We start from the raw sequence: 26,551 nt of genomic DNA, 5'->3' as shown, positions 1-26,551 counted from the left end.
AACCACTACTAAACTGACCTGTTATTGATACAATTCTGACCTTTTGATTTGCGATACTGATTCGGATTCATATGTACCCCAAGCTTAAACACCTTTGAGAAGTAAGAAAAATTCGAATAGCCTACACATAATGCGATATCGCTTACGGACATATCGGTTGTAACAAGCAGCTCCTTGGCCATCGCAATCTTCTCTTCAACTATATATTCCACAATAGATTTGCCTGTCTCTTTTTTGAACCGTCTGGACAAATAGTCTGGATGCAAATTGACATGTCTGGCAATATCCTCTCTTGAAATAGCCTGATCAAGATGCTGCTTGATAAAGGTTCTAATTCTATCCAATACCGTGCGAGTATCCTCTGATGTATAACAGTAATTGATCGTCTGCTCCAGCGCATGCTTCACCCAGGCCTGCAGATCAGTCACAGAACGTACAGCCTGCGACAGTTGCTCCGTAGCCATCGCTTCTCCCAGTACCTGATAGGCTTGCCATTCTTTGAATTGCATAAAGTAATAAAGCATCTGCAGGAAATTCTGTAAAAATTGCTGCAGAACCTCCGCTTTCAATCCCCCGACTTCCTTAAACGAATTCAAATAGCGTTCTGATTCGGAGAGAATAGCGTCATACGCGCCCTGCTCCAGCATCTTTAACCAGACGTTCATTTGGATGACATCGATCGATTCCGCGCTCTTCATATCCTCGCTCAAGAAAAAAACGTGATTACTCCGATTCAGGTTACTGTCCTTCAAGCGGATAAGGCTGTCATATCGGGTCGCCATCTCATGTACCAATCCTTGATCGCCCACATAACACGAAATATCGCAGCGGAAATACCGGTTGCACGACTCAATGTAGACTTTGCAAATCTGTCTCATATCCTCAATGTGACGATCTCTCCCGGCGCCTGCGGGTAGGATCGCCACAAACACGTCGCTGCTTATGCGTACCAACTGACTATGTTCATCGCCGTGCAGGATCAAATGGTCCGCTGCATTTCGAAGTGCATACTCCATAAGCTTCTTGTCCCGGGAATTCAACTTCTCCGCCCAGCGCTGAACAAAGATCATGATCGGCAAGAAAGATTCCGTCTCCTTGATCGGAAGGTTCCTGCTCTGCAGAACATCCCGTATCCGTTCCGGATTCGATGACACTCGCTGGTCCATCACATCCTGCCAGAACCGCTCCATTAAGATGGGCCGGTTCGTATGCCATAACATGGCGTAATATTGGCTTGCTTCCTTGCTTATGTGCTCTGCCCTTTTTACATTAATCTTCTCTACCCCTCTTTGGACGACAGTTCGCAGCTCATGGAACTTAACGGGCTTGAGCATATAATCAAGGCTTCCCAATTGGAGAGCTTCTTTCGCATAGGTAAAGTTGGAATGGCAGGTCAAAAATATAGATTCCGTTAACGAATGCCGCTCCCTTACCCATGACAACAATTCAATCCCGCTTCCCTGGGGCATCTCAATATCGCAAATCATGATGTCGATCGGATGCTCGCCAAATATCCCCATCGCTTGCTTAATATTATGGGCCACATGGATATGGGAGATCGACAGCTCCGCCCAATCCACACCAGCTTGAACGGCTCTCACCGCATGGATTTCGTCGTCAACGATCAGTAATTGATACATGATATTCCTCCTCAGGCGTTATCTTCAAGCATGAACGGCAGCTGAATTTCCACCCTCGCTCCTCCGTCCGGATGATTGGATATGATCAATCGAGCTCGTCCTTGGTAGATCAACCGTAATCGACGCCTCGTATTCCATATGCCAATATGCCCTTTGTCTTCATGGGCCATGTCGATCTCCGATTGCCATTCGCTTAATGCTTCTTCTGAAAATCCTCTACCCGTGTCCCGGATCACGATGCATAGATATGGCTCCCTATCCCCGCAAAGCTCGATATCCACGGTCAACCGGATAGATTCATCCATCGTAATGGCATGTTTAATCGTGTTCTCTACGAATGTTTGGATGACCAATGGAGGAATTAATGCTTTTGAATGCGATTCGTCACCGTTAATCTGATAAGTAAACCCTTCTTGGAACCTTATCGACTGGATCTGCAAATAATTGCGGGTATGAGCAATCTCGTCTTCCAGAGTAACGAACTTCAAGTTGTTCTGGAACATGAATCTCATATAATTGATTAAGTACTCCGACATTTCCTGGATCATTTGATAGTTTCGGAATTGGGCAAAGTTGTAGATCGTATTCAGCGCATTCAAAAAAAAGTGCGGATTGATTTGCAGCTGCAAATGTTTAAGCTCCGCTTTCTGGATAAGCAGCTGCTCTTCATAGACGGCGATTTTTAAGGCTTTGATCTGCGACACCATGCTGTTGAACACCTCATTCATCAGTTCAAACTCAAAGGATACGGGATGCCGTTCGACCCGATGATCCAGATTGCCGTCGCGCACTCGCCTCATAACCGTCACGATACGGTTGATCGGAAGCAAGATGATATGCCGCAAGAAAATATAAAAAATCGGTAAAATGATTAGGGCTCCCAAAATCACCAGGTACCAAATGCGCTGAAGAAACGGGAGATGCTCCAAGATGGCGCTGTATGGGATCAAGATCAACAGGGAGAAATGACCTTGCTCGGATTGCGTGCTGACTTTTAAATAGTCATCGTCGTTATCCACGAAAGCATTGTCGTTCATCGGTTCGAGGTTTTCCGTGACAAGCAGCGATTTCCCTTCCGGTCCCATATCCAGCAAGCTGAGCGGTTTCATCAGCTTCGATGCCTTCACCCATCCGCCGATATACACCTTCCCGATTTTTTGTATTTTAACGATGTAATAGTCTTCATTCATTTTGTAGGGAAACCATTTTTCGAAATCCTGCTTTTGGAAACCTTCCCTCTCGCGAAGCATCTGAATCATCCCTGCCCGGATCGTTTTCAGTTGATCTATCGTCTCTTCGGACGGCTGATTCGTGATGAGCTCTTCATTGACAGATGAATAGACGAATAGATAATCGATCTCTTTGTAATTATTAATATCCCGTTCCAAACTATTGAATAGATTGATCTTCGCCAAAAAATATTCATCGCTATTCACTTCTTCCGGTGTATCCAGCTTAATTAAATCGCTTTCAAAAGCGACCATTTTTCGTAAATACTTATCGACCTCCTCCAAATTCCGGTCCATTTGATCCATGTATAAGGCTGCCAAATGCCGATTGGAGTTGGCCACTTGCTCGCGAACGACTTTCATCGCGTAATAGTTATCAAAAATAAGCAGAAGCTGTAAAGGAATGACGAATACGAGAAAGCCTACAATCAGTTTGAACCGAATCGACTTGTTCGATAGTCTATGCATGAATGTCATATCCTATTGACCTCCTTAAGGTAATGTGCCTAAATCCCAGAATTCGGGTGCTGCGCCTTCCTTAACATCGGATATCTCTTGTTGAGCCAACACGCGAGGTGCATTTTTGCTTCCGCTCGTGGAGATGATGAAGAAAAATCCATATAAATAGCTACTTATCAATACTGTTATATTTTAACATGAGGTCGTTATACTATAATACGTTCATGAACAAAAATCCCGCTACCAAACCGTCAAGGGATTTTGCATCGTTCATCCTAAATTTCAAGAAAAAAGAGCCGAATGGATATTTCTCATCCATTCAGCTCTTAGGGTTATTTTACAATAATTTGTATAACATCACTTACCGTTGTTCCACTTCCATTCATAAACTCGCCGCGATATTGATAAATGCCAGGAGCTTTCCCCGAAATTTGTGTAATAGCCGATTGAGCACGTGGTGTTTGTGAAGATAAAGGCCGCGTTTCAACAAGTTCGCCATTTTCATATAATCGATACTGCGCTGCGTTCGTGCCCCACCACATATTAGCGGTAATGGTATAGTTCCCATCTTGATCCCAGTTGTCGCTGGTCAACACAGGTTTGCCGGGATTTGCATCAGACACGGTGACGGTGTGTGGGTCACATGAAGTCGTTCCATACAAATTCGATAACTCACATGTATACACAAAGGTTCCATTCGGCTTACCTTGAATAGAAATAATGGAAGTCTGGGATGCTGGCGAAACATCGGTCAGTGACTTCGTTTGGATCAATTGGCCATTCTCATACAGCTTATACAAGGAGCCATTGTTTCCCCACCACATATTCATCGTAACCTCATAATTGCCGTCATGTAAGCCTGTCGCAACACCGCTATTATTCGAAAGCGTCGGTTTACCTGACGCCCCATTTGCAAGCAGCGCCGGACTAACGGAATGCCGCTCGAACTTGACTGCATCAGCCCTCGTATAAATCATATCGGCAGGAAGGGTTGGCGGATCTACAGTTGTTGGAGTCTCCCTGGTTAAACGAACATACTCGCTGCCGTCTCCTGCAAAGTCGAACGTTCCAAGATTCACCCAACCCGATGTGCCGGCTGTCGCATCGATGTATGTGCTCTCGGTAACCGACTGATGCTTCACTTCTACTTTGACATGATTATCGTTTGCCGTTGTATGGACGAGCTTGTAGATGGAGACCGTATATCTCCCCTCCGGAAACTTCGCCTTCCACGTCGCCGAAGAGCCTTGAACGGTTGAGTAACGGGACTTAACACCAATTTTGTACCCGGCTAAATTGCTTTGGCTCCAAGACCCTTCCGTCGCGTATAACCCAGTCGTATTCGTGCTGTCGACGATTACCGTCAGGTCCCTGATCGTTATTGTCAAAGGCGGTGTCGTTAAGGTCACTCCGTCAATCGTCACAGTGGCCCATACCGCAATGCGATCCGTTTCCCCATCGAGACTTAGAAGGGTCAACAAACCGCTATTGTCCACTTCAGCCAGGTCGGTTCGATCAACGAAATAGTGTACATTTGCCTGTGTGAGATCGCCATTCAGACCGTTATCCAAATAGCCGGTTACGCTCAGTTGTGCGGTTTGGGTCATCTGCAGTTCGGCCCGATCCGACAGGATCACCGCAGACTCCAATTGCGGCATCTTGTTCGGGTCCATCCACATCATCGCATCGGCAACGACTCGTGACTTATTGGCCTTATTGGTTAATTCCACGTACCCGCTATCGCCTGCTGCAAAAGGATAATTACCCAAATGCACCCAAGTCCCACTGGCCGTAGTCTCATCAACGGTAACCGTCTCGGAGCCCCTGCTGTAATAAACGGTAAATGAGGCATTCGTTGCCCAATTTTCACTGGTAGCGGTTATTTGCGGAAGCTTGTAATACACACTGTAAGTAACACTTTCCGGCAGCTCAGGCCGCCATACCATTCTGCTTGTCGCTGTGCCGGCAGTCGATTTGGCATACACATAGTTATCATAGTAATAGTCGTTAGCCGTTGTATCCCTTATCCAGACGCCTTCTGTCTCCGCCTCCGCGTTATCCACAATGATAGATGAACCATGCTGCCAATCCGGTTGGACTGGCGTTGCCGTTACATGAGCAGGCAGATAGAGTGTCCGCTTGCGAGTCTGTTTCCCGTCCGATTCCACATAATAAGTGAAGGTTTGGGATAAATCGTTTACCCGTATCGACCATTCCATTGGATATATCGTATCCGGAATGGTCGTATACGTAGCCCCGCCATCCAAGGAATAATGGATCGTCGCTGGTTTCGTCGTTTTTGCCTGCACATAAGCATCGTAGGCCGTTTCGTCGGGCTTGACGATCAGCATGCCTTTAACCGCATCTATTGGACTGTGGATATCGAAGAAATAGCTTGCATCCGAAGTATCAGCAGTTCTGACCTGGTGCAGCGGCACATCAATGTTGAGTCCTTCTACAATGATAGCGGTTATTCCCTTGCTTGAAACCGTGGCTTGAATGACTCCGCCCCTCATAACCGCTTGTTCGGGTGTGCCATTGTCGCGGATGATGGTTACGGTATAATCTTGTGCCGGGTTGAACCCAATGATTTGTTCATTCAATTCGATCGGAGTCTGAACTTCAGCTGACGATTCGTTGCTTAACCCGATGTAGAATTTATTCCCGCTCTCTCCCGTAATCCAGTTCAATTGAGGATGGTTGGTCTGAATAATCCCCTTGGGCATCCAGAGCCAAACGCCGGAATTGCCGTAAAAATTTCCTGGTTTATTCCCATAGAGATGATATTTGAACCATAAAAAATTAGTTTCAAATACGGAAGGAAATGTAATACTCCCATTCGATTTCAACGATTGTTCGCTGATCAGATAATCCATCGTTTGCCCGAGCTGCGCCGGCATATGGTGATAATAGATAGATGTAGCCCCGCTTGGACCTTCCAGAGGAAAATCCGGCTCAAGCTGACTAACGGCGAAGCCCTTATAGTAATAACCAGGATAGCTGGAATATCGTCCGATGACCGCATTATGTGCAATATCCTGCAGCAGTTTATCACCTGTATAGAGCGACAACCTCAGCATGAAAGGAGCCTCCTGAGCATTCATCCGATAATAGCCGGTTGTACTTCCCGCCTCAAACGTCAATCCGCTCTGTGAAATAAGCCAACTGTCCGCTTGTACGCCTCCGGCTACATCTTCTGGGAGCTTGCTCCTAGGATATTCGTATTTACCGCTTTCCGGCCAGTGGAACGACTCCGCGTAATTATATGTCTCAGGCTGCGGAATCGTAACGGTGCCTTCAGGAACAGGACGAGCAACGAACATAGTGGCGTACTGTTTGGCTTCCTTGTACGCGGCATTCAAGTATTTGGGATCCTTCGTTTCCTCGTAAAGCTCCAAGATCTCCATCCACAGCTTGCTATAATAATAAATAAACTCATTCTTGCTCACATTCACGGTTGCAGGCGTATCGATATGTTGAATGATATAGCTGTCGGCTGCAGCCTTGGCAGCTTGTAAATACTGCGCGTCACCCGTCATACGATACATCATAAGGGGCTGAATAACAGGCCCCCGATCTTTCTGGTCAGGATCACGCACAAGGTACTCTTCCTGCGCCAGCGCCTCAATTCCTGCCGAAGTACCCATCATTTGATTGACAGCGGATACGCTTGAAACATCGAACGGCAGGGTTGCCATTTTCCATAGCGAAGGCACGCCGTAAACTTTCTTCTGCGTCGGCGACCAACCGATACCATTTCGAGATACACCATACTGGATGGACGGCAGCGCTCTCGTATCGTAAAGCTGGTCATCCCCGGTCAAATAGTAAGCCCCCAGAAGAACCGCATTCGATGTTGTCCGAACGCTATCCTCGTTCTCGATATCAATAAAGCCCTTGGCGCGGCTCCACCACCCGCTAGGTGAGGGGACATAATCAACAGAGTCGTCCCCTTGCGGTTCTATCTTAAGGAGATCAATCATATTGAACATCGCGTCAGTAAGCGACTGATCGGCGACATTTTCTCGGTATGCCGAATAACCGTATTCGCTGCGAAGTATATCCTCGTAGACCTCATATAGACTGCTGTTATCCGCGATTAGCCCCATGTGAAATTGATAGGTGCTTTCTGCGGTCATTTGCGAGTAAGTTCCTAGCTGAGGAGCATAAAGGATCGGCTGCACGCTGCCTTCGTTGTTGACAAGACTCATCCCAAGCCGTTGTTTCGTAACGCCTCCCGTCGGTTCAAATTCAACCGGAAGCTCTTCCGCCGGAACAAATATGCCATACGACAATGCGTTCCCCGCGCCGTCATTCTTCTCAACCAGACTCATCGGAGCGCTCAGCTCTCTCAAGCTTGTTGATTCCACTGTACCTACCATTTTTGCGTGCGACCTGAAACCATTTAACACTTCATTAACGCCAGAGATTAGCTCTGTTGTGAAAGACTGATATCCAATCACATAATTGCCATCCCGGCGAGGTGTAAAGGCGAAGGAAACATCTGGTTTGTCCCCTGCCATGGACCAGTTCACTTGTAAATCGTAGTCGCTTCCATGCAAAGAATCGGTTAATACCGCCGTGCGGCTGTCGGGAAAATGGATCTCGTCAAATGTAATCCAGCGTTTGTTCATCGTATCATAGTAATTGGTTCGACTCCCCGCATTCCCATCCAATAAGACCCATTGCTCCTCAAGTCTTTCCGCCGCATTATTTATTGGCACCCAGTTCCCCGTCTCCGTGTCCTTGTAGAACAAATCACGAACGATGGATTTGCCTCCATCCCATGCTGCTTCATAGAAGATCGCCTTATAGTTAGCGTTTTCGATGCTGCCTTTTTCCGTGTAACTGAGATTCGTCAATGTGCGGCTGCGCAGCGGAGGCAACGGTGGCGCTTGCTGCCGGATATTTCCTTCGAACTTGACCGCATCGGCCCGAGTAATGATGGTGCCGGTCGTAGGTTGCGTTCGAGTCAGCCTAACAAATTCGGTATCAGCGCCACTGAAATAATACTCCCCCAAATCCACCCATCCGACAGATGGTCCTGACGATGGCCTCAGATCCATAAACATGACATCCGTAATGCCGTTGTGAACAATCTCAATCTTTACATTACTATCTGCTTTATCCGCCCAATCAAGCTTATAGAACGATATTCTCGCCGTTCCTGCTTCCAAGCGTGGATTCCATGTGATGCTTCTTCCTACAGCATCCGTATATGCGGAACTGGAATTATTGTATCCCTTCACTCCCGCGCTTGTGGTCCAATAAGGAGCGGAGTACCCGTTATTCGCGTTACCTGTATCAACGGTGACGAGACTATCAACCGTGATGCTTCCATCATCAATGATGATCGTCTTATGCGGCTCCTTCTGCTGAATGTTCCCTTCAAACTTGACCGCATCAGCACGCGTAAGTATCGCGCTCGTGGTGCTGGTAGACCGAGTCAATTTAACGAACTCTTCACCAACCCCGGAAAAATAGTACTCTCCCAAATCAACCCATCCCGCAGGAGCGCCAAAAGAAGGTCTCAAATCCATAAAGAGAACATCCGTCGTGCCATTGTGAACGATTTCTATTTTTACATTGCTATCCGCCTTATCCTCCCAGTTCAGCTTGTATAACGATATTCTTGCCGTTCCCGCTTCCAATCGTGGATTCCATGATATCGTTCTGCCTGCTGTACTCGTATATTTGGAGCTGGAGTTATCATATCCCTTTACCCCTGTACTTGTGGTCCAATTCGGAGCCGAATAACCGTTGTTCTCGTTATCTGCATCAGGTGTCACAACATCATTGATCGTGATGCTCCCGTCATCGATGATAATCGTCTTATACGGCAAGGTCTCCGCATACGCGGTCCTTATGCCGACTAGGCTGAAAGGAACTAATATCGTCAGAATGAAAACGATTAAGAAAAACAGCTTCCTTTTTATCATACAGCTCACAGCCTCCCTTAGATTGATAACGCTTTCAAAATAATGATGCCCTCCTTTGTTCGAAGATCGTAAAGAACCAATTAGCCTTATCCTTCTGGCAAAATCCCGCTCTGTGATTTTTATGATAGCATGTCACATAACCGTGAAATTTCTTTAATTTCAACAATTTCTTATAAGATCTTAAGTAAAAAAACCTAAATCCTAACTGACCGCTCAACCGCAGTCAGATAGGATGTAGGTCTTCCAAGTGGACAAAGCTAAATGATCAATTAAAGTGGCGGCTGCACCAATAACAGCTTCCCAAGCTGGATCACCGTTTGATCGTACCAGTCCGGATTCTGCCGAACATGCTCTCTGCTTCGTTCATTACTGCATGCCTCAAAAAATGCCGCTTTGTCTGTCTTCTCGGTATCGATTTCGAAGCGAACCGTATGTTTCCCATTCGGAAGCTCCGGCAAGAATACATACTGATTTCGATTATGATCGTTGTGTGGTGTGAACCGATCGACTAGAAAGGGTTCCCCGCCATCCACCGACACCTTCAATCTGCCAGAATCAGGACCCCCGATATCGAATAACCCGATATGGGTACCCTCGAACTGCACCGTGATAGCCTCTCCAGGCTCGATTGCTCGCCATAGGCCGGGGAACAACCAATTGTACTCGCGCGCTAAAGCAAAATCATCGGGAGTCAAGTAAGACCATCCTGCCGAAAAATGAGTAAGACTATCCAGCGACAGCATGGTCGCATACTCCCAAGGATTGGACGGGACCAAAGGGTCCTGAGGCAAGTTATGTTCGACCCTTCCCACGCGACCTCGAAGTTCGCTAATTCTCTCAAATGACCGGGTGATCGTATCCGTGTAAATCTGGTGTCCTTTGGGAATAGTCGGATGGATCGAATCATGCGTAAAAATAACGGCTCCGGGAATGGACATGTCTTCCCTTGAGGTGAAAATAAGCTTTCCCTCGGACACCAATTGACTGACGGCTACGCCCAGATGAATCGAAGGAATGCCGTAATAATCGGCCACTTCCTCTTGCATGAGAGCTCCCTTCTGGTATTCCCCAGACTGAAATAGGGCCACATCCCGCTCCTTCAGCGTATAAACGAACAGGATATCGGTAAACCGGCTCCGCTTGCGGATCTGACGGACAATTCCTTCGATCCGTGCCTTTGATTCGGGAACTCCGCCATCGTTGCCAACAAATTCAACAAACACTAGATCAGGCTGATGACGCAGTACATCTGTCTCCAAACGGGCGCAGCCGAGGTCCGATCCTGTCCCGGAAATGCCTGCATTCACAGAGCGGATATCCGCATTCGGATAATGCCCTCTAAGCCAATCCGCCGTCATGACCCTGTATCCTTCTGAACGCGTATTACTGCCGCCGAAATAGACGATTGTTACTGTTTCCCCATTTTCCAACTTCTGAATGACATTTGGGAGCCCTCTTCGAGGGAAAAATTCCTGCATCGCGACTTCACCTGACCTCACTTAGCGTTTTAGGAGCAAACCATTTTACAGCAAACACTTCATAATAAGGAGAACCATAAGTTGCGCAGAAATTAAACCTGATTCGGGTTACACCTTTTGCATCCACCTTATGTTTATTCAACGTAAGATAATTCCCACGGATTTTAAATTCACTCTCGGTTCCGTCTTCTAAGGTCAAGGTCACATCATAATCTTGGATAAGCGGCTCGATAGGATCGTCGAAATGCTCCAAATTCAGCTGCGAATTGAAAACTAGATGGATTTCGTCTACATTTTTGGGGCTAGCAAAACAGAATTCCAACCATTCCTGTCCTTCCGTACGTTCAGAAATCCAGCCGTTCGGCAGACCATAAGGTCTGGAGAAGCCGTTGACGACATTCTCGGGATTATACATATTCTGCGATGGCAACAGATCCTTGAAGCAAATGCTCTTATTGAATTTCTTCAGCCTGGACGGCTCTTCCGGCTTATAATGGAAGCTGACCGCTCCTGTCATTTTCTCTTCATTGACGTATACGGCAAGGCTCGCCGTACCTTCCAATACGATGTAGATTTTGTCGTCAGCCGGCTTCTTGCAGCTGAGGTCTAGCGTAATCCAGTCATCATGATCGGCTGCAATAACCAAGCGGTAGTCTTTCAGCACGCTGGTGGGAATGTAGTTTTCCTTCCGTTCCCCGCCAAACAGCTTCACATGCAGCGTTTCCGAATGCTCGGACCTATTTTTAATTTTGATCCGTACGCTTTCAGCCACGGATGTCTGAATCGGCAAGGCCAAACATAACCCTTTCTCCAAGGAAATCTCTTCGGTTGGATGAAGATTGTCATAGCTGCGCTGAGACGAAGCACGAATAGTTAATCCGTCAGCGAAGTAAGGATCCAATTCCTCTTGAAGCCCTACGATCGTTTGCCCGTCCCGAAGCAGCAGCGCCTGCAGCTCCCCCATATGAGCTTCGACTATGGCCGCGGGGTCTACCTCATATTTCAAGCATAACGAAGCAGCCGTTCCAACCGCCTGCCCCATACAACCGCAGGTTGCCATTACCCTTGTAGATCCGAAAGCCACATGGGTAGCGCTTATATTGCGACCGGCGAACATGAGATTAGGAATATTTCGTGAATATAAACTGCGGAACGGGATATTGTACAATCCAGGCACGAAATTCCATGCTGTAGCCGGCCCCTCATCGTAGATGCCCTTATTTGCATGTAAATCCATATACCATCCTCCGACGGATACAGCATCTTCGAAATGCGGCTTTGCTGTAAGATCGTTCTGAGACAGCATATGTTCCCCTATAAACCGCCTTGACTCCCGCTTTCCCGGAATCGGGCATACATAATCCAAGATGAGATTGTCCACATCATCAAATTCGCCGCTATTTTTGATATAATCCCAGATCCCGTACACCAATTTCCGCAGTTCCAATGCGATGTCTTCATTATTTTTGATAATATCCATATGACCGCCGTATTCCAGCCACCACAATCCGCCAAGCCCGTTGATTTTTCTTGGAAAAGCCCGATGGTTCAAACCTTTTTTGATACTTTCGAAAAAGGCCAACTTCGTAATATCATACGCAAAGCCAGGCCTTTTGTATGGAACGGAATATTCTACGTCACGGGCTTGAAACAGGATCGTATCCCCCATGGTGTAATGGTCCGCCACTTCAGGAGCCAATTCTTCCTCGTATTCATGCTTCGCTTCTCTCCCCCATCTGAAGAGAGCACCTGCTTGATATCCGACAATTCCATCTCCGGAGCAATCGATGTAGGTTCGGCTTTCAAAACGAAATTTTCTTTCGGAAGCGAGTTGAAGGCCCTCCACCCATTTAATTCTGCCGTTCTCCATGCCCGTTTCATGCACGCATGTATTCAGAAATAGAGAAATGTTAGGCTCATCATAGACCATATCCAACAAGACCGTATCCGAAAGCGAAAGCATAAGCTTCTTGTTGTATAACGGATTGTAGTGAAAAATCTTCAACTTGAGTTCTTCCACCAACCCGCCCTCGCGTGCATAATAGGACGGACTGTTTCCGAGATATGCCGACCCGTTGATATGAACCCTGACCTCGCTGCTCGCATTTCCCCCAAGAACCGGCCGATCATTAATAAGTGATACTTGCAGCCCTTGGCGTGCGGCAGCAATGGCAGCGCATATCCCAGCAATACCTCCGCCTACGACGGTTACATCTGCTTTAATAAGCTCCATTTTGATTACCTCCATGATTAGATCCTTCTATCATGGTAATCCTTTTGATCCCTTTTTTTTTACATGATTTCGCGAAAAAATCATACATTTTTTGCAACCTTATTTGGATTCATACCGTGTCATTTTTATCCGATATTGCTTAGGAGTATCACCCGTATGTTCTTTAAATAATTTGCAAAAATAACCTTCATTCACAATTCCTACTTCCTCGCACAATTCCAATAAAGAATAATCCCGAACATTTAACAGCTCGAGAGCTAATTGAATTTTTTTACGGTTAATGTAGCTGATAACGCCTTCGTTCATCGTTTTTTTGAATAAGCTGCTAAAATACGATGGAGCTAAATTCACTTCCTCGGCAATAGCCTCCAACGTTAATCGCTGTTTCAGGTTTTTCTCTATAAACCGCATAGCACCCATGATTTCTGCACGATGTAAAAGTTGGCCAGCGTGTACATATTCGAATGTAAAGTCGCCAATATAGGCAAGCTGCTCCCGAAAAGCCATAAATTCTATGGGAAACTCTGATACTTCCGAGGTCAGCTTGTTCCCCGATTTAAACTTCACAGTAATGTCTCTGTACAAGTCTCGAAGCATGGGTGCCATGATGGACTTATGGATTTTATGGTCCGTAACAAATTGGTTCAAATCAGCAAGTTCTTTCTCCAGCTCTTCCTTTGAAACCTTTCTTTTCACCCAAGCAAGAAAATCAGCTAGTTTCAGCTGAAAGTCCTCTTTTCTGTCATTATGGTAATGGAACCGATGGACAGGTGTTTTTACAACTTTCTCTGTATGATAATAGAAATCCTCGCTCACATTTTTAGCTTCCGTATACGCTTGTTTGATGGATTCCCAGCCTCGGTGCGGACCTCCAAAAGCGACGGATACCCTTTGATTCAAATATTGATGCAAATGGGAGACGATCTGCCCCCCCAATGTCTGGCAAGCATATTCCGTTTCCATGTCACTGCGATTATTTTCCCAGGAAAGAAAGCCAATAAAACGATTATCGGATAGATCCGCAGCTACACCTCTGCCGCCATTCATCACCGTTTCCTCGATGATATTCGTAATCGCATATTTCAAGATGTTTTGGTCAGCCGCTGAGTATTCGTTCCGGAAGCTTTCATATTGATTCATTTCAACAATGAAGCAGCAATAGTTGGCTTGAAAGAAATGGAACTGCATGCGATTGGCAAAGTCCGATGCCCGATGAGAAGGAATTTCGCCTCTGATCAGTTCGTTAAAAAATTGCTTGCGGACTCTATATTTATTTTCAAGTACCGATACGTTTAACGATTGAAATTCCTCTTCTTTTTTCTTAACCTCATTTAATATCCCCGCTGCCTTATCTAAAGCTCGATCCAAATCCGCTTCCCTGAGCGGAACCTTAACGATGTACTCCAATACGTTGGCTTGAATAGCTCTCTGGGCGTATTCAAAGGATGAATAGGCGGTCAAAAGAATGTATTGGGTATGGGGAAGCTCTGGCTTTAGCTGCTCAATCATGGAAATTCCATCCATTCGCGGCATAACGATATCGGATATCACGATATCCGGCTTAAGCTTTACGATCTCCTCTATCCCCTTCAGCCCATTATTCGCTTTTCCCACTAAACGAAATCGCTTATCCCTATGGGAGAGCTCGTTAAAAAACAATTCCAATCTCTGAATGATTAGATCTTCATCGTCAACAATGAAGCAGGTGTAGTCTCTCACCATCATGCATCTCCTTTTAACAAGCCTGCTGGGAAAAATGCGCGAACACGGGTTATTTCCTTAGGTATGCTTATGATTTGGAGCCCGAACTGTTCTCCGTAGTGAAGTCTTATTCGGCCATGAATATTATTTAACCCGATTCTTTTCCTTTTCACTTCCACATTACTCGGTTCTGAAAATAAGATATGCTTTATTTTATCAGCTGGAATTCCCTCGCCTTGATCAACTACTTCTATGATGACGATGCCGCCCTCCCTGTACGCGTGAATAGTAATCGGGCCTTCGATCCCCCCTCCGTTATAACCATGGAAGATACTATTCTCCACAAGGGGCTGCAGCAGCATTCGAAAGACGGGAAAATCTATTAATCCTGCTTCGATATTTTCAATCAATTGGAAGTTCCTGTTATAGCGGATGTTCTGGATCTCGATATAGTCCGATACATTTCGCAATTCCTGATGTAGCGAAACCTTCTCCGAAGCGTCATCTATCCCGTATTCCAATAATGAAATAAGAGACCCGATCACTACGTCTACTTTCTCTATTTGTCCGAGGCGTATAACATTGCTGATAGAACCAAGCGTGTTATACAGAAAATGAGGATTTATTTGAGACTGCAGCACTTGGATTTCCAGCTTCCTCTCAAGTTCATTATGAAGCTCCGCTCGCCGAATCAGTTCCACAATTTGCTGCAGCATACGATCGAAGGCTCGGGAAAGATCTCCAAACTCATCGTTCCGGTTAATCGTTATTGTAGTTGTGAGGAAGCCTTGCTCCACCCGCTTCATTTTTGTTTTGAGCGCATAGAGCGGATTTCTAATATATTTGGCAATAAAAAAAGAAATGAACAAACTTAAGAGAAGTCCTGCGGCTAGAAGCTCGATATAATAGGTTTCCAATCTGGACAAAGCAGCTTTCAAGCGTGACTCATCGTTGATCGAGATGATCGTCCAGTTGAATTTCTCGGTCGGTTTTTTCAGAAGGGAGACAGGAATGCCATCCTTCGTATGCAGTTGAAGGCTTGTTTCTGTAGTATTCAGAATTTGCTCCGCTGAAGTTTCCCCGATTGAAAAAGTATGATCTTGAATATTCAGTGGTCCTTTATTTTCAGAAAATCCGGCAATGATTTTACCCGATGCGGTGATCAGAGCCAAATTCATTTGTTCTTTTTTATTAATCTTGAACAAGGTTTCTTCAATGGCGTTTAGATCCAAATCTACCGCAATGGCCATAGGATACGGAGCGTCGTTCAGATATCGAACCATCGTAACTGTCCAGCCGGAATACTTGGATTTGTAAGGATCACTGACAAATGTAGTCCTTCGGTTCTTGTCAGCCGCATCAAACAAAGGTTCTCTTTCAGATAAAGGTTCATCGAATATTCGGGTAGGCGTGCTGCCGCCTAGAATGGATAAATCGCTTTTGATCAAATAAATATTACTGACGTAATTGCTGTTGAGTTCATACAGCTCTCTTAATTGCTTTTTAATCACTTCCGTATTGTCAATGTTGGCTTTCACCGATGTTTCGACCGAGAACAGGATCGTCTGGAAGGAGGAAAAATTAACTGTGAAATATTGATCTACCTTGTCAAGTATTTGGTTGGTATAATAAATGTCAGTGGTTCTTATTTCCTTTTGGACATAGCGATAAGACAATTGGCTTATTAAAATGATGCAGCTTAATACAAATGCAAACACGATAAAAAATAATTTTAAAGGCAAGCTGATTCTTCTTCGCATCGAGCATCTTCCTTTTAATTCCGTATTAAACTAAGAATAGCATAAGACAATAAAGAGAGGGGCTACTAATAGCCACTCTCTTCGTTTATTTTACTTGATTATGCCTGCTTCTTTAAACTGCTTGATTGCTGTTTCCTTATATTTCTGCATGTCAAACTTATTATCCAACGTTTGGAGGAAATTGTCCCAGTTGGAAAGAGGGTCTTTGCCCGTCATAAATTTAACTAAGCTTTCATTAATGAAACGTGAGCGGTCAGCTGCCAAGTTATCGCTAGGGTCTGCAGTCAATAAATTTCCGGGCAGCGTTGGCCCCACGTATTTCTGATTATTCATGAATGCTTCTGCCGTCTTAGGATTCTGGAAGCTGAAGTACTCAGCATCATCACCACGTCGCGGCATTCTATAATGATCGACCCATAGGTACTTTTCTTTCATTTCCTTCGATAATTCGGAGGTTTTATTTTTGATCTTGCCGTCCACTAGATCCCAATGAATCCCTTTAATTCCGTATGCAAAATTCGGATATGCTTCTTTGTCCGTAAAGAGATAATTCAGCATGGACAAGATCCGAATGATTTTGTCCTTATCCGCTTTCTTGGATATGGCCCATGAATTGCCTTGGAACGATTTTCTCTCTACAATTTGATCACCGTAAGGACCAATCATTGGAGGAATGACGATCCATTCCGGCACCTCTCCACTGATTTCTTTCATTTTCTGCTGATAATCAGGTTCCAGCCTACGGGCATCTCTTATCATGAAGCCAACTTTACCCTTAAATAACTTTTGATCCAACAACTCAGGCGAATTCATCGTCACCCAGTCTGGGTCTACCACTTTTGCCTCCATCATTTTATTAATGTAAGCAAGCGCCTCTTTCATTTTGGGATCGATAAATAGGAATATCGGTTTATTATCTTTCACTTCAATGGCCGAGGGAGGATTGACGCCAAACATCCACATCAAGCTATCGAAGCCGTAGGTTTGCAGACTGCCTTCTTTATTCATACCGCCTATGAATCCGTACGTATCGTTTTTGCCATTACCGTCCGGGTCTTTCTCTGTAAAGGCTTTCATAACTTCAAACAGCTCGTCAGGTGTTGTTGGCACTTCCATATTCAGCTTTTTCAGCCAATCATTTCGGATGAAGAAGCTTCGGCTGATACCGTTTACATTATCATAGCCCGGCACTCCAATGGTTTTTCCTTGATAGGACATCGCCTCCCAGGAGTCGTTGCTGAAACGCTTCTGCAATTCAGGAAATTGATCCAGATACGGTGTCAAATCCGCAAGAACGCCTTGGTCATAATATTGCGCGAGATCAGCCCGGCTCTTCAAGAAGATCAAATCTGGAATATCTCCGCCAGCAATGAGCGTATTTAATTTAGTCGTTGCTTGCCCTGATTGAGGAATCATCATATCCAGGTCGATATTCACTGCTTTTTCCAGCATTTGGCGTTGGATATCTTCTTCACGGGGAGGAAGCGGAGCAGCAGCGTTGAAAGTGCCTTGGTTAAACATCGTGATTTTCATTTTGGCAGCAAACTGGCTAGGCTCCCCTTGCGAATTACTCGAAGCTGTCGGAATAGCTTCTCCTTGTTCCCCACAACCTGACAATACCGTTCCCACACCTACTATTGCCGTCAAAATAGCAAATGAAATCTTTTTACGCTGCATGTTGACCTCTCCTTTTGCTTATATATTATCACGGTTTCCCCGTAATAACTTAGTTTGGAACGCCTTTAACCTTTAACTGATCCCAAGAGCACACCTTTGGTAAAATGCTTTTGCATAAATGGGTATACGATCAAAATCGGAACCGTAGTCACGACAACTGCAGCCATTTGCACAGCGAACGTACTAACAGCTCCAGAATTGGCGAGCGAATCAGCGCTCTGTGTTGCGACGTTAAGCAGGATGTTGCGCAAGATAACTTGAAGCGGCATGAAGTTGGAATCATTGATATAAACAATAGCATCGAAATAACTGTTCCAATGGCCGACTGCGTAAAATAAGGAAATGGTGGAAAGGACGGGCATGGACAGCGGTAAAACGATCCGCCATAACGACTGAAGCTCACTTGCACCGTCAACCCTTGCCGATTCCTCGATTTCAGCTGGCAATTGCTCGAAAAAGCCTTTAATGATCACCAGATTAAATGCACTAATGAGATGTGGAATAATCAATACCCACGGACTGTCTAGCAATCCCAGAGAGCGGATGAGTAAATAAGTCGGAATTAATCCTCCCCCAAACATCATGGTGAAGACAATGAAAAGTAAAAATGAGCTTCGCCCCGGCAAATATTTTTTGGATAACGGATAAGCCGCTATTACCGTAAAAAACACATTAAGCACAGTGCCTACAATCGTTCGAAACAATGTGATTTTATACGCCTGCCCGATACCATGAGAAATGAATACTTCTTTATAGGCTAGAAAGGTAAAGGATTCTGGTATAATAACAATTCCTCTTCTTAACACTTCCGATTCTGGCGTCACTGAAACAGCAACCACATATAGAAAGGGTAGTAAGCAAAGTAGGGATAGAAAAATAAGAATAAAATAAACGACTGCTTGCCAGACTTTTTCCCCGATTGTCAAATTGATCATTTTGAAAACCACCTCACCAAATTTGCCCATCGAATTTTTTCGCGAGTTTATTCGCAGCCAAAACTAAAACAAATCCGATGACAGCTTTAAACAATCCCACAGCAGTAGCCAAGCCAATCTTAAGACGCTCCAACCCTTCACGGTATACCCATGTGTCGATAATGTCGATCTTCTCCTGGTTAAAGCTGTTGGCAAACATGAATATTTGGTCAAATCCTGCATCCAGAATATGGCTTAATTTAAGGATCAGCATCAGAATAATGACTCCTCGAATGCCGGGAAATGTTACATGCCATAGCTGTCTCCACTTGGAAGCGCCATCAATCCGAGCGGCTTCATATAAGCTTGGATCGATTCCTGCTAATGCTGCTAGGTACAATATCGCTCCCCATCCAATGTCCTTCCATATTTCAGATAAGATGATCAGCAGTCTGCCCCAGGCAGGTTCCGTTAGAAAGGAGATGGGTTCAACACCAATTTCCTTCAGAATCATGTTAAAAAGACCATCCCCTGGGGCTAATAATGCCACCATCAGCCCGTAAACAATGACCCATGACAGAAAATGGGGCAAATAAGTGATCGTTTGTACGATTTTCTTAAACCATTGGGTATAAACTTCATTGAGCAGCAAAGCAAGTACGATGGGAGCGGAGAAACCGAACAATAGCTTATACAGCGATATGATAATCGTATTTCTCATGATGTCCCAGAAATAAACGCCGTTCATAAAATCCGTGAAATTTCTAAATCCCACCCATGGGCTATCCCATAGTCCCAAAGCTAGGTTATAGTTTTTAAAAGCGATAATGATTCCCGCCATAGGAATGTATTTGAATACGGCAAAGTAAACTAATGCCGGGAATAAGAGAGCATACATCACTTTATACTTTTGTATCGTTCTTATCCATGACTTCCGCTTTTTGGGGAGGGGAATGGCGTCCGCTGCCAATTTCGCTTGCATATCATCACCTCGTCTTTATTTATATTTGTATAATAGCACCCCCCTGTCGGATAAATTTCTGAAATTTCAAGAATTTCTTATAAGATATTAAGTAAGTGGGACTTGGATAGTGCCAATTAAAGGTTTCTTCTGAGATCTGCCCCATAAAGTAATCCCCTACTTTGCTTTACAACGAAGGTGAAGGCACCGATTTAATCGCCTAAAAATAAAAACGCCGCCTTATAGGCGGCAAAACTACACCGTTTTGATTTCGAATTCTGCCCGTTAGTTGAGAAAAGGCTGCCCTGCGGCAGCCTTGACGTTATTGCACTATCGTTACCTGTTAGCTTAATTCCGAAATCTTGTGGGCAGACCGAGGGGGCAATAGCCCCAATGCTTGAAAATGTTGTTATCTGATGGATTTGCCAACTATGGAACACTAATCTCTCTTTTACTTAATTTCTTAAATGCAGAGTAACCCTGATCGGACTTAATAAAACTTAATATTTTATCGGCACATTCGGTTGGACTCAACTTTTCCGTATGTACTTCAAGATCATATTCATTATAGGAATATACTCTGTCGAACTGGGAAAGTGCTAGTCCAATTAATCGATCTCCCCTACTCTGCTCTCTTCTTGTGAGTTCTTCTTTCGAGCATCGTACGCCTACAAACAATATAGGATGATCAACAAGTAAATCATAAAAATCATTAAAATACTTGTCTTTTGCGATTATGGTATCTACTATTACATTAAAACCTAGTTCTGATAACAATTTAATTGTCGAATGGTACACTGATAATATGGAATCATCAACTATTTGTGAGACAACTTGATGATCTATTCCTCTTGGAGGTTCATCTGGAAATTTATTATTAACAAAATCATTGTAATTATTAAAAAAATCATCAATTGATAAATGATAAAAAGGAATCTCTTTCTGATTTATCAGTTCAGTCGATATGGAGGTCTTTCCAGAACTTGACGTTCCGTTCAAAAACACAATGAGTCCTTTCTTCACATGAATCACCCTTATCTATAAGATTTGCGTTTCATTCAGACAACCTTATTTCAACAAATTTCATTATTATCCAACTGACCAATAGCCCCTACCATTTTACTAAAGACATCTTCCCAATCTAGATTTACATTTTCAATAGTATAGGTTGGGAACGCAAGCGCATCAAGCAAGCCCAGTTCAATCCGCTTGCGGTTTTCCATAAACCTAATATTTTTTTCCGTGGCGAAACGGGGTTTTGAACGGATAGAGGAAATCCAAACCTGCTGCTCCCGTACACTTGGGTGAGTTAAATAAATCAATACTGGATGCATGTCAGCAATCTGATCGGCGATTCCATGAATGTGCTGCTCGATTTGGGGATCTTCAGCTTGATAATGACCTAGTAAATCATGAATCTGATGCTGAAAGAACACCGCTTCGAGTACATATATCTTCTCTGAAGTGCTAGCAAGCTCAGCGAAACGTGCCCATTGCCGTTGGATCAAATATGTAAACTCCGAGAACGTGGCTATGGGCGAATCCGTCCAGCATAGTTCGCGAGACTTTAACTCGGCATGGAGCGCATTCAACTCGCTGAATGCCTTGACCTCACGATAAGGAAGCAGGTAACTGCCACCATCCTTTATAGCACGTGAGCGAATTTCGTTTGCTGTGTTCGGATAGCGCTCCAGAAGTTCCCTATATTCCTCTTCTCGGAAGAACGCGTGCCAATTCAAGCTCGCCGGATGCCCCTTGGCACCTTCGTCATAATAACTGGATGAGATGCCTTGCTGTACGAGGTAGCGATGCAATCGTTCCGCTAACGTCGATTTGCCCGTGCCACACAATCCTTCAACCAAAATCAACTTGCATTCCCTTCGCATACGATCTACTCCTAACCCTTAAGAAACTTTTACAACAATATGCGGAGCAACATTTCCAACTATTCGATCATACATTAACTTACGCTATCGTGCCCGTTAGTTTAATGAAATGAGCAGGCAACCTTAGTGCCTGCTCATCAATGTGTATCATTCACCAAGACTCTAACATCGAAAGCCGAAAGAGACTTTAGACCAATTTTATTTTGATATGACAGACGCAATTCCAGATCATTAATCAATTCGCAATAATTATCTAATACTTGCTTGTCGAGACAATTACGTAATTTCTGGACAACTAATAGTGATTCTGAGATCGGCATTCTCAACACATCTGAAAGGGAATTCCCCATAACCAAGCGTTCCTGTTCCAACAAGCTTTCGGTACAATTTGGACACATTTCATGTCGGGAAAATAATTTTATCGCCCATAGGTTTCCTTTACTAATTGTTCCTGCATCACGCATATATTTCAAATCGTAAACGCACCCACGATAATCGTTTTTATGTTCCCTTTTCTTGTAAACGTATGTTACAGGCTCCTTATCATATCCATAAAGTAAAATATCGGTAAATTGCTTATCTTGCTCAACAAGCGGCCTTTCAAAGTCAATCCCGATCATTATAGCCAGTTCTCTAATCTTTACAACAGGTCCGCAGTTAGTACCCGCCCATAAAAGGACAGCTCCTTTTTTAAGCGAGAGTTCAGTTGCGACCATGCGACTTGAATCAATATCACCAAGGACAGTACCTGTGCCGTTACATGTAGGGCATGTTGGAGTTTTTTCTCGTAAAGACCAAATGCCATTTTTCTCCCTGTCCTCTCCAATATTCGCATACAATGACGAAAGATGTTCTAAGACTCCGGTAATTGTACTAACAAGAGACCCTCGTCTTTTGGCGTTAAACTTTTTATGGGAAAGTCCAAATTCCAATTAATAACACCCCTTTGGCTGTTTGCTCAATACCCCTAATTATACCAATGACTACCCAACAGCATCTTTATCAGTTTCAGCTTTCATCTTTACTATGTTTTTGGCATGCACATTTTCATGTATCTTCCTTCTCCCAATACCTTTTACCGCGATAATCTGGCTTAATAGCGATATGTTTTAGTTCGACTTCAACTATTGACCCATGTATTACGCCAATTAAGACTATTAACTCATCGTTTAAGAACCTTCCATAAAGTCCCCTAGAATCGTCTTATTCAGGAAACTTATCTATTAAGTAGATATATATCATGTGGCCTCATGTGCAATTTCAGTTATCGACTCCCGTTAATTGAATAACACAACGAAATCCAAAAATGAGATACTTCTTTATCGCTTGCATAGTGACTAAAAAAAGGTCCTTCTAACGAACAGTATTATATAAAACCAGAATGGCAACAGCTCTTTATAAAACTATCCCGCTACTAGGAGGGAAAAATCTATGACTATCCAACTCGCTGAAAGTATTAATCACTCAACTCAAAATAATCACAATATAATTTCTATAATGTCCGAAATGATCGCAACAATGGAGAATGACGCCAAACTCAAAAAAGAAATTCTTTTTAAAGTTGATGAAATCAGTATGGAGATTTCCAAAAAAGACAAACTCTGTTATGACGTAGTGAATGCTACTCATAACGGTGACTATTACAAAGCTAAGATGGTATGGAAACAATTTAGAAATAGAGTAGAGCATGCCCTTGGAGAGCTGAATAAGCGGATTCAATGGACAAGATACCCTGACGAATGGAGCGAAACCTATGAACTCCTAAAGCGTCGAGCAGCTTTACATGATGATGAGGTGGAAAGATTAGGAAAGAGTTATTGAGCGTATCACAGCTCAACGAGGCTGCCGTTTTATGCCGGCAGCCTCGTTCTGGAGATTGTTAAGCTATCGTCTCTCTTTAGTTGAGTCACTTTGAGGTTTAGCATTAATTTCCGTTAAAGTTCATGCATCACAAAGTCCACCGAGTTAAGGCAACTTGCTGCCGGCCGCGATGCGGTTAGTCGGTGCGGATGTGTCCCGGCAAGTACTTCCCACGTCCCTTGTTTCCGGGACCGAGGGTCGCCCAGACCCGGAGCGTGAATGCGGTGTTTATATGATGCACCCTACTCTAGTAATGTATATTTCAGTTAAGTCTTCTTTTAAACGTCACTTATTTATTACCGAGTTGTTCCGCCAAACCGATTAGAAGTCCTTCATTTCCACGAATGTAGCAGAGCCGATACGAGTCCTCGTACTGAACCACTTCGCCAACGAGCTGAGCACCATACTTAGTGAGTCTGGATACCATTTCGTCAATGTCTTCAACGGTGAACATGACGCGTAGATAACCGAGGGCATTTACAGGAGCAGTTCGGTGATCTGATATAGTAGGTGGGGTGAGAAATCGCGAAAGTTCAAGTCGGCTGTGGCCATCCGGGGTAACCATCATAGCAATCTCTACACACTGTGAACCCAGCCCGGTAACGCGACCAGCCCATTCACCTTCGACAGTAGCTCGCCCTTCGAGCTTCAAGCCAATCTCCTCGAAGAAAGAGATTGCGTCATCAAGCGATTCTACAACGATGCCAACATTGTCCATTCTTAGTAATTTGTTTTTTGCCATAGTTTTATCTCCTTTTGTGTACAAATTTATTACCTGATCATCTTCATATTTATTCTATCAAGAATTACTAATTCCTTCCAAGCGATTAACATCTTGTCACAGTTCATGATAACAAAAATAAGTCACAGTATAGTATTGGTTTTCGGATATGTCATATTAACTTTTATTCTACGAAATTCAATTCGTAATTACCGTATTAAGATCGTTTTACGCAATAAAATTACGTATATACCCCTTTTCTAAACTCCAAATATTATTATAACCCAAGCAGCGCTATCTCCCTGAATGTCTGACATGAGATTTTCAGATGGGTTACATCTTCCTCCATTAAAAACTTAGGAATTCGCTTATCCATTTTAGACTCAGCAGCTTCCGGATTCAAAAAATCCAGAGGCGCTCAAGCTTTATATGCAATGGTCATCTATGCTTCCGATTACTTGTCGCGTTATGGGATAGGTATCGTAAAACTTTTGGTCTTAGATAGATAGAGCTAGTTGTAGCGATAGCATATCAAAATCGGTAGCCTGTTCCATAATTTATAATAGCGAGGTTACGAACTTCACCTCCGGAAAGCGGCTATCCGGTCCTTTCATTAAGATTCCGCCTTGATTTTTTAGATACATATCGAAGAAATCCAGCATATAGGCATTGATAACGGAGTTCTCTCTTTGGGGCGCAATCTTTCCTGTAACACCCAGCATTTTGAAAATCGGAGAAATGAACTGTACGTCGGTAAAATTCAAATGCTCCGTATTTTCGATATAGAGGAATTGCCCCCCTGCGGCAACCGTTTCGCGCATCCGTTCAAGCTCTACCTTTTTATCTTCCGTTACTTGATCCATCCACTCTCTTGTGTTGCCCATACGGTTAAGCTCTGCATCCGTGTACACATGGTTATCCATCACCATTTTTAACCTTTCGAATTCGCTTTCCGAGTTCATGAACAAAAACGGCTTACGCAGACCCTCTCTTTCACGCAGTCGATAGAGCCCTCCATCTAAGTCTATTCCAACCGCGATCCGCGGATCGTAAGAAGCGTCATAGGCCGTCGCTCCGCCGATAGAATGACCGAACACCCCGACATGGCCGAGATCAATCCTCCCTTTTAGATGACTTGGAATCTGCCCCGATTGGATGAGCTCGAATTGGTCCAGCGTAAACGCCACATCGGCGGTTAAAACTTTTCCCAACTTGTCGCGATTTCCGCTTTCCGTCCGGTAATCATGGTCGGGCGAGAATAAGTCGTTGGTTGTGCTGGTCGTGATTCGACCGTCCGGAAACTCGGTTGCAAATGTATTGTAGGTGTGGTCGATCACTGCCACGATATATCCGTGACTCGCGAGATTTTCGGCTTGCGACGTATGGAGGAACCTGGAAGAGCCGAACCCGGGATTCGCAAGGATCAGCGGGTATGAAGTCTGTGCCGAAGAAACTTCGGCCCCCAAATAAGCATGACTGGACACGTATTTCAGGTGTTGAAAAGTAAACCCGGGAAGGCCATAGTTCGCGGCCATATAGCGTAAAATCTGGGTATCGGGAATAAAGGGGACATACTTGCCGGTGCCACCTTGTGCCGGATACCACACCTGAACCATCAGTTCTCTCTTACCATCTCTGGCCTCGTCGAAAATCTCTTCCCTCTTTGTATCCACGAAATGAAAAGTTTGCGTTCCTACCTTAAATTCGCCTGTCGGTTCAGGTAGTTTATATACAGGAAAAGCATACATGAGACCCGCTGTTACGACCAACATTATCGCTAAAGCGGTATTAGCTGAACCCCAAATGAATCGTGGGATTTTTTTTGGGCCGTTTTTTTAAAATAGCTATAACCTGAAATGGCTAAAAAAATGACTGTTATGAAATATGGGAAAAACAGCTGAACTCTGTATCCTTCCACCGTCCAATGAATGACCAGTAAAAGTGTGGCGATCCCGCTTGCAACGAATACTGGAATTCTACGCCGTCCTTTTTTTAATAGGACCGTTAATGCAAACAAGCCGATGTTTGACAAAAAAAGCAACAGTTCAAACAGTCTCATCTCGATTCTCCTTTTAAAAAATTCTGTTTTTGTT

Annotated in this window: 15 protein-coding genes and 1 pseudogene; 1 reads left to right on the top strand and 15 read right to left on the bottom strand. The window is 44.3% G+C overall.

What is annotated here, in order from left to right; all coding sequences use genetic code 11:
• Nucleotides 1-8: 8 nt before the first annotated feature.
• From A7975_RS04860 to A7975_RS04800, 13 genes are all read right to left on the bottom strand, one after another.
• Entirely contained in the window at nucleotides 9-1,640 is a 1,632-nt protein-coding gene (locus tag A7975_RS04860) for a response regulator transcription factor (protein ID WP_065384333.1), read from the bottom strand.
• An 11-nt stretch (nucleotides 1,641-1,651) separates the two neighbouring features.
• Entirely contained in the window at nucleotides 1,652-3,346 is a 1,695-nt protein-coding gene (locus tag A7975_RS04855; protein WP_065384332.1) for a sensor histidine kinase, read from the bottom strand.
• A gap of 314 nt (nucleotides 3,347-3,660) precedes the next feature.
• Nucleotides 3,661-9,267: a golvesin C-terminal-like domain-containing protein gene (locus A7975_RS04850; RefSeq protein WP_065384331.1), complete on the bottom strand. Its 5,607-nt coding sequence runs from the start codon at nucleotides 9,265-9,267 to the stop codon at nucleotides 3,661-3,663.
• A gap of 269 nt (nucleotides 9,268-9,536) precedes the next feature.
• Nucleotides 9,537-10,745: an SGNH/GDSL hydrolase family protein gene (locus A7975_RS04845; RefSeq protein WP_065384330.1), complete on the bottom strand. Its 1,209-nt coding sequence runs from the start codon at nucleotides 10,743-10,745 to the stop codon at nucleotides 9,537-9,539.
• Between the two features lie 7 nt (nucleotides 10,746-10,752).
• On the bottom strand, nucleotides 10,753-12,993 hold the full coding sequence (locus A7975_RS04840; RefSeq protein ID WP_065384329.1) for an FAD-dependent oxidoreductase: 2,241 nt from the start codon (nucleotides 12,991-12,993) through the stop codon (nucleotides 10,753-10,755).
• An 84-nt stretch (nucleotides 12,994-13,077) separates the two neighbouring features.
• Nucleotides 13,078-14,703: a response regulator transcription factor gene (locus A7975_RS04835; protein WP_255314172.1), complete on the bottom strand. Its 1,626-nt coding sequence runs from the start codon at nucleotides 14,701-14,703 to the stop codon at nucleotides 13,078-13,080.
• Nucleotides 14,700-16,439 (bottom strand): sensor histidine kinase, encoded by a 1,740-nt coding sequence (locus A7975_RS04830; protein ID WP_065384327.1) that lies wholly within the window; start codon nucleotides 16,437-16,439, stop codon nucleotides 14,700-14,702. Before A7975_RS04830 ends, A7975_RS04835 begins: the two co-directional genes overlap by 4 nt.
• Nucleotides 16,440-16,529: 90 nt before the next feature.
• A complete protein-coding gene (locus tag A7975_RS04825; protein WP_065384326.1) occupies nucleotides 16,530-18,116 on the bottom strand; it encodes an extracellular solute-binding protein in 1,587 nt (528 codons plus the stop codon).
• A gap of 65 nt (nucleotides 18,117-18,181) precedes the next feature.
• Nucleotides 18,182-19,051 carry a carbohydrate ABC transporter permease gene (locus A7975_RS04820; RefSeq protein ID WP_053376024.1) on the bottom strand — a complete coding sequence of 290 codons (870 nt, stop codon included), beginning with the start codon at nucleotides 19,049-19,051 and terminating at the stop codon, nucleotides 18,182-18,184.
• Nucleotides 19,052-19,064: 13 nt separating this feature from the next.
• Nucleotides 19,065-20,012, bottom strand: a complete 948-nt coding sequence (locus tag A7975_RS04815) for an ABC transporter permease (protein ID WP_065384325.1) — start codon at nucleotides 20,010-20,012, stop codon at nucleotides 19,065-19,067.
• 408 nt (nucleotides 20,013-20,420) lie between these two features.
• Nucleotides 20,421-21,014 (bottom strand): chloramphenicol phosphotransferase CPT family protein, encoded by a 594-nt coding sequence (locus tag A7975_RS04810; RefSeq protein WP_065384324.1) that lies wholly within the window; start codon nucleotides 21,012-21,014, stop codon nucleotides 20,421-20,423.
• A gap of 50 nt (nucleotides 21,015-21,064) precedes the next feature.
• Nucleotides 21,065-21,859: a P-loop NTPase family protein gene (locus A7975_RS04805; protein ID WP_141680200.1), complete on the bottom strand. Its 795-nt coding sequence runs from the start codon at nucleotides 21,857-21,859 to the stop codon at nucleotides 21,065-21,067.
• A 155-nt stretch (nucleotides 21,860-22,014) separates the two neighbouring features.
• Nucleotides 22,015-22,809, bottom strand: coding sequence for a hypothetical protein (locus A7975_RS04800; protein ID WP_065384322.1), 795 nt, complete (start codon nucleotides 22,807-22,809; stop codon nucleotides 22,015-22,017).
• Between the two features lie 499 nt (nucleotides 22,810-23,308).
• Here A7975_RS04800 and A7975_RS04795 point away from each other — a divergent pair, with 499 nt between their 5' ends.
• Nucleotides 23,309-23,698 carry a hypothetical protein gene (locus A7975_RS04795; protein ID WP_053376019.1) on the top strand — a complete coding sequence of 130 codons (390 nt, stop codon included), beginning with the start codon at nucleotides 23,309-23,311 and terminating at the stop codon, nucleotides 23,696-23,698.
• 328 nt (nucleotides 23,699-24,026) lie between these two features.
• On the opposite strand, the gene A7975_RS04790 is transcribed toward A7975_RS04795, so the two are convergent.
• Both A7975_RS04790 and A7975_RS04785 read right to left on the bottom strand, forming a co-directional pair.
• Entirely contained in the window at nucleotides 24,027-24,479 is a 453-nt protein-coding gene (locus A7975_RS04790; protein ID WP_047679368.1) for a VOC family protein, read from the bottom strand.
• A gap of 536 nt (nucleotides 24,480-25,015) precedes the next feature.
• A pseudogene (locus A7975_RS04785) lies at nucleotides 25,016-26,517 on the bottom strand (alpha/beta hydrolase family protein).
• Between the last annotated feature and the right edge of the window lie 34 nt (nucleotides 26,518-26,551).

The organism is Bacillus sp. FJAT-26390, from assembly GCF_001682865.1.
In the GTDB taxonomy this organism is placed as follows: Bacteria; Bacillota; Bacilli; order Paenibacillales; family Paenibacillaceae; genus Pristimantibacillus.
This window is presented reverse-complemented; position numbering and strand designations above follow the sequence as displayed.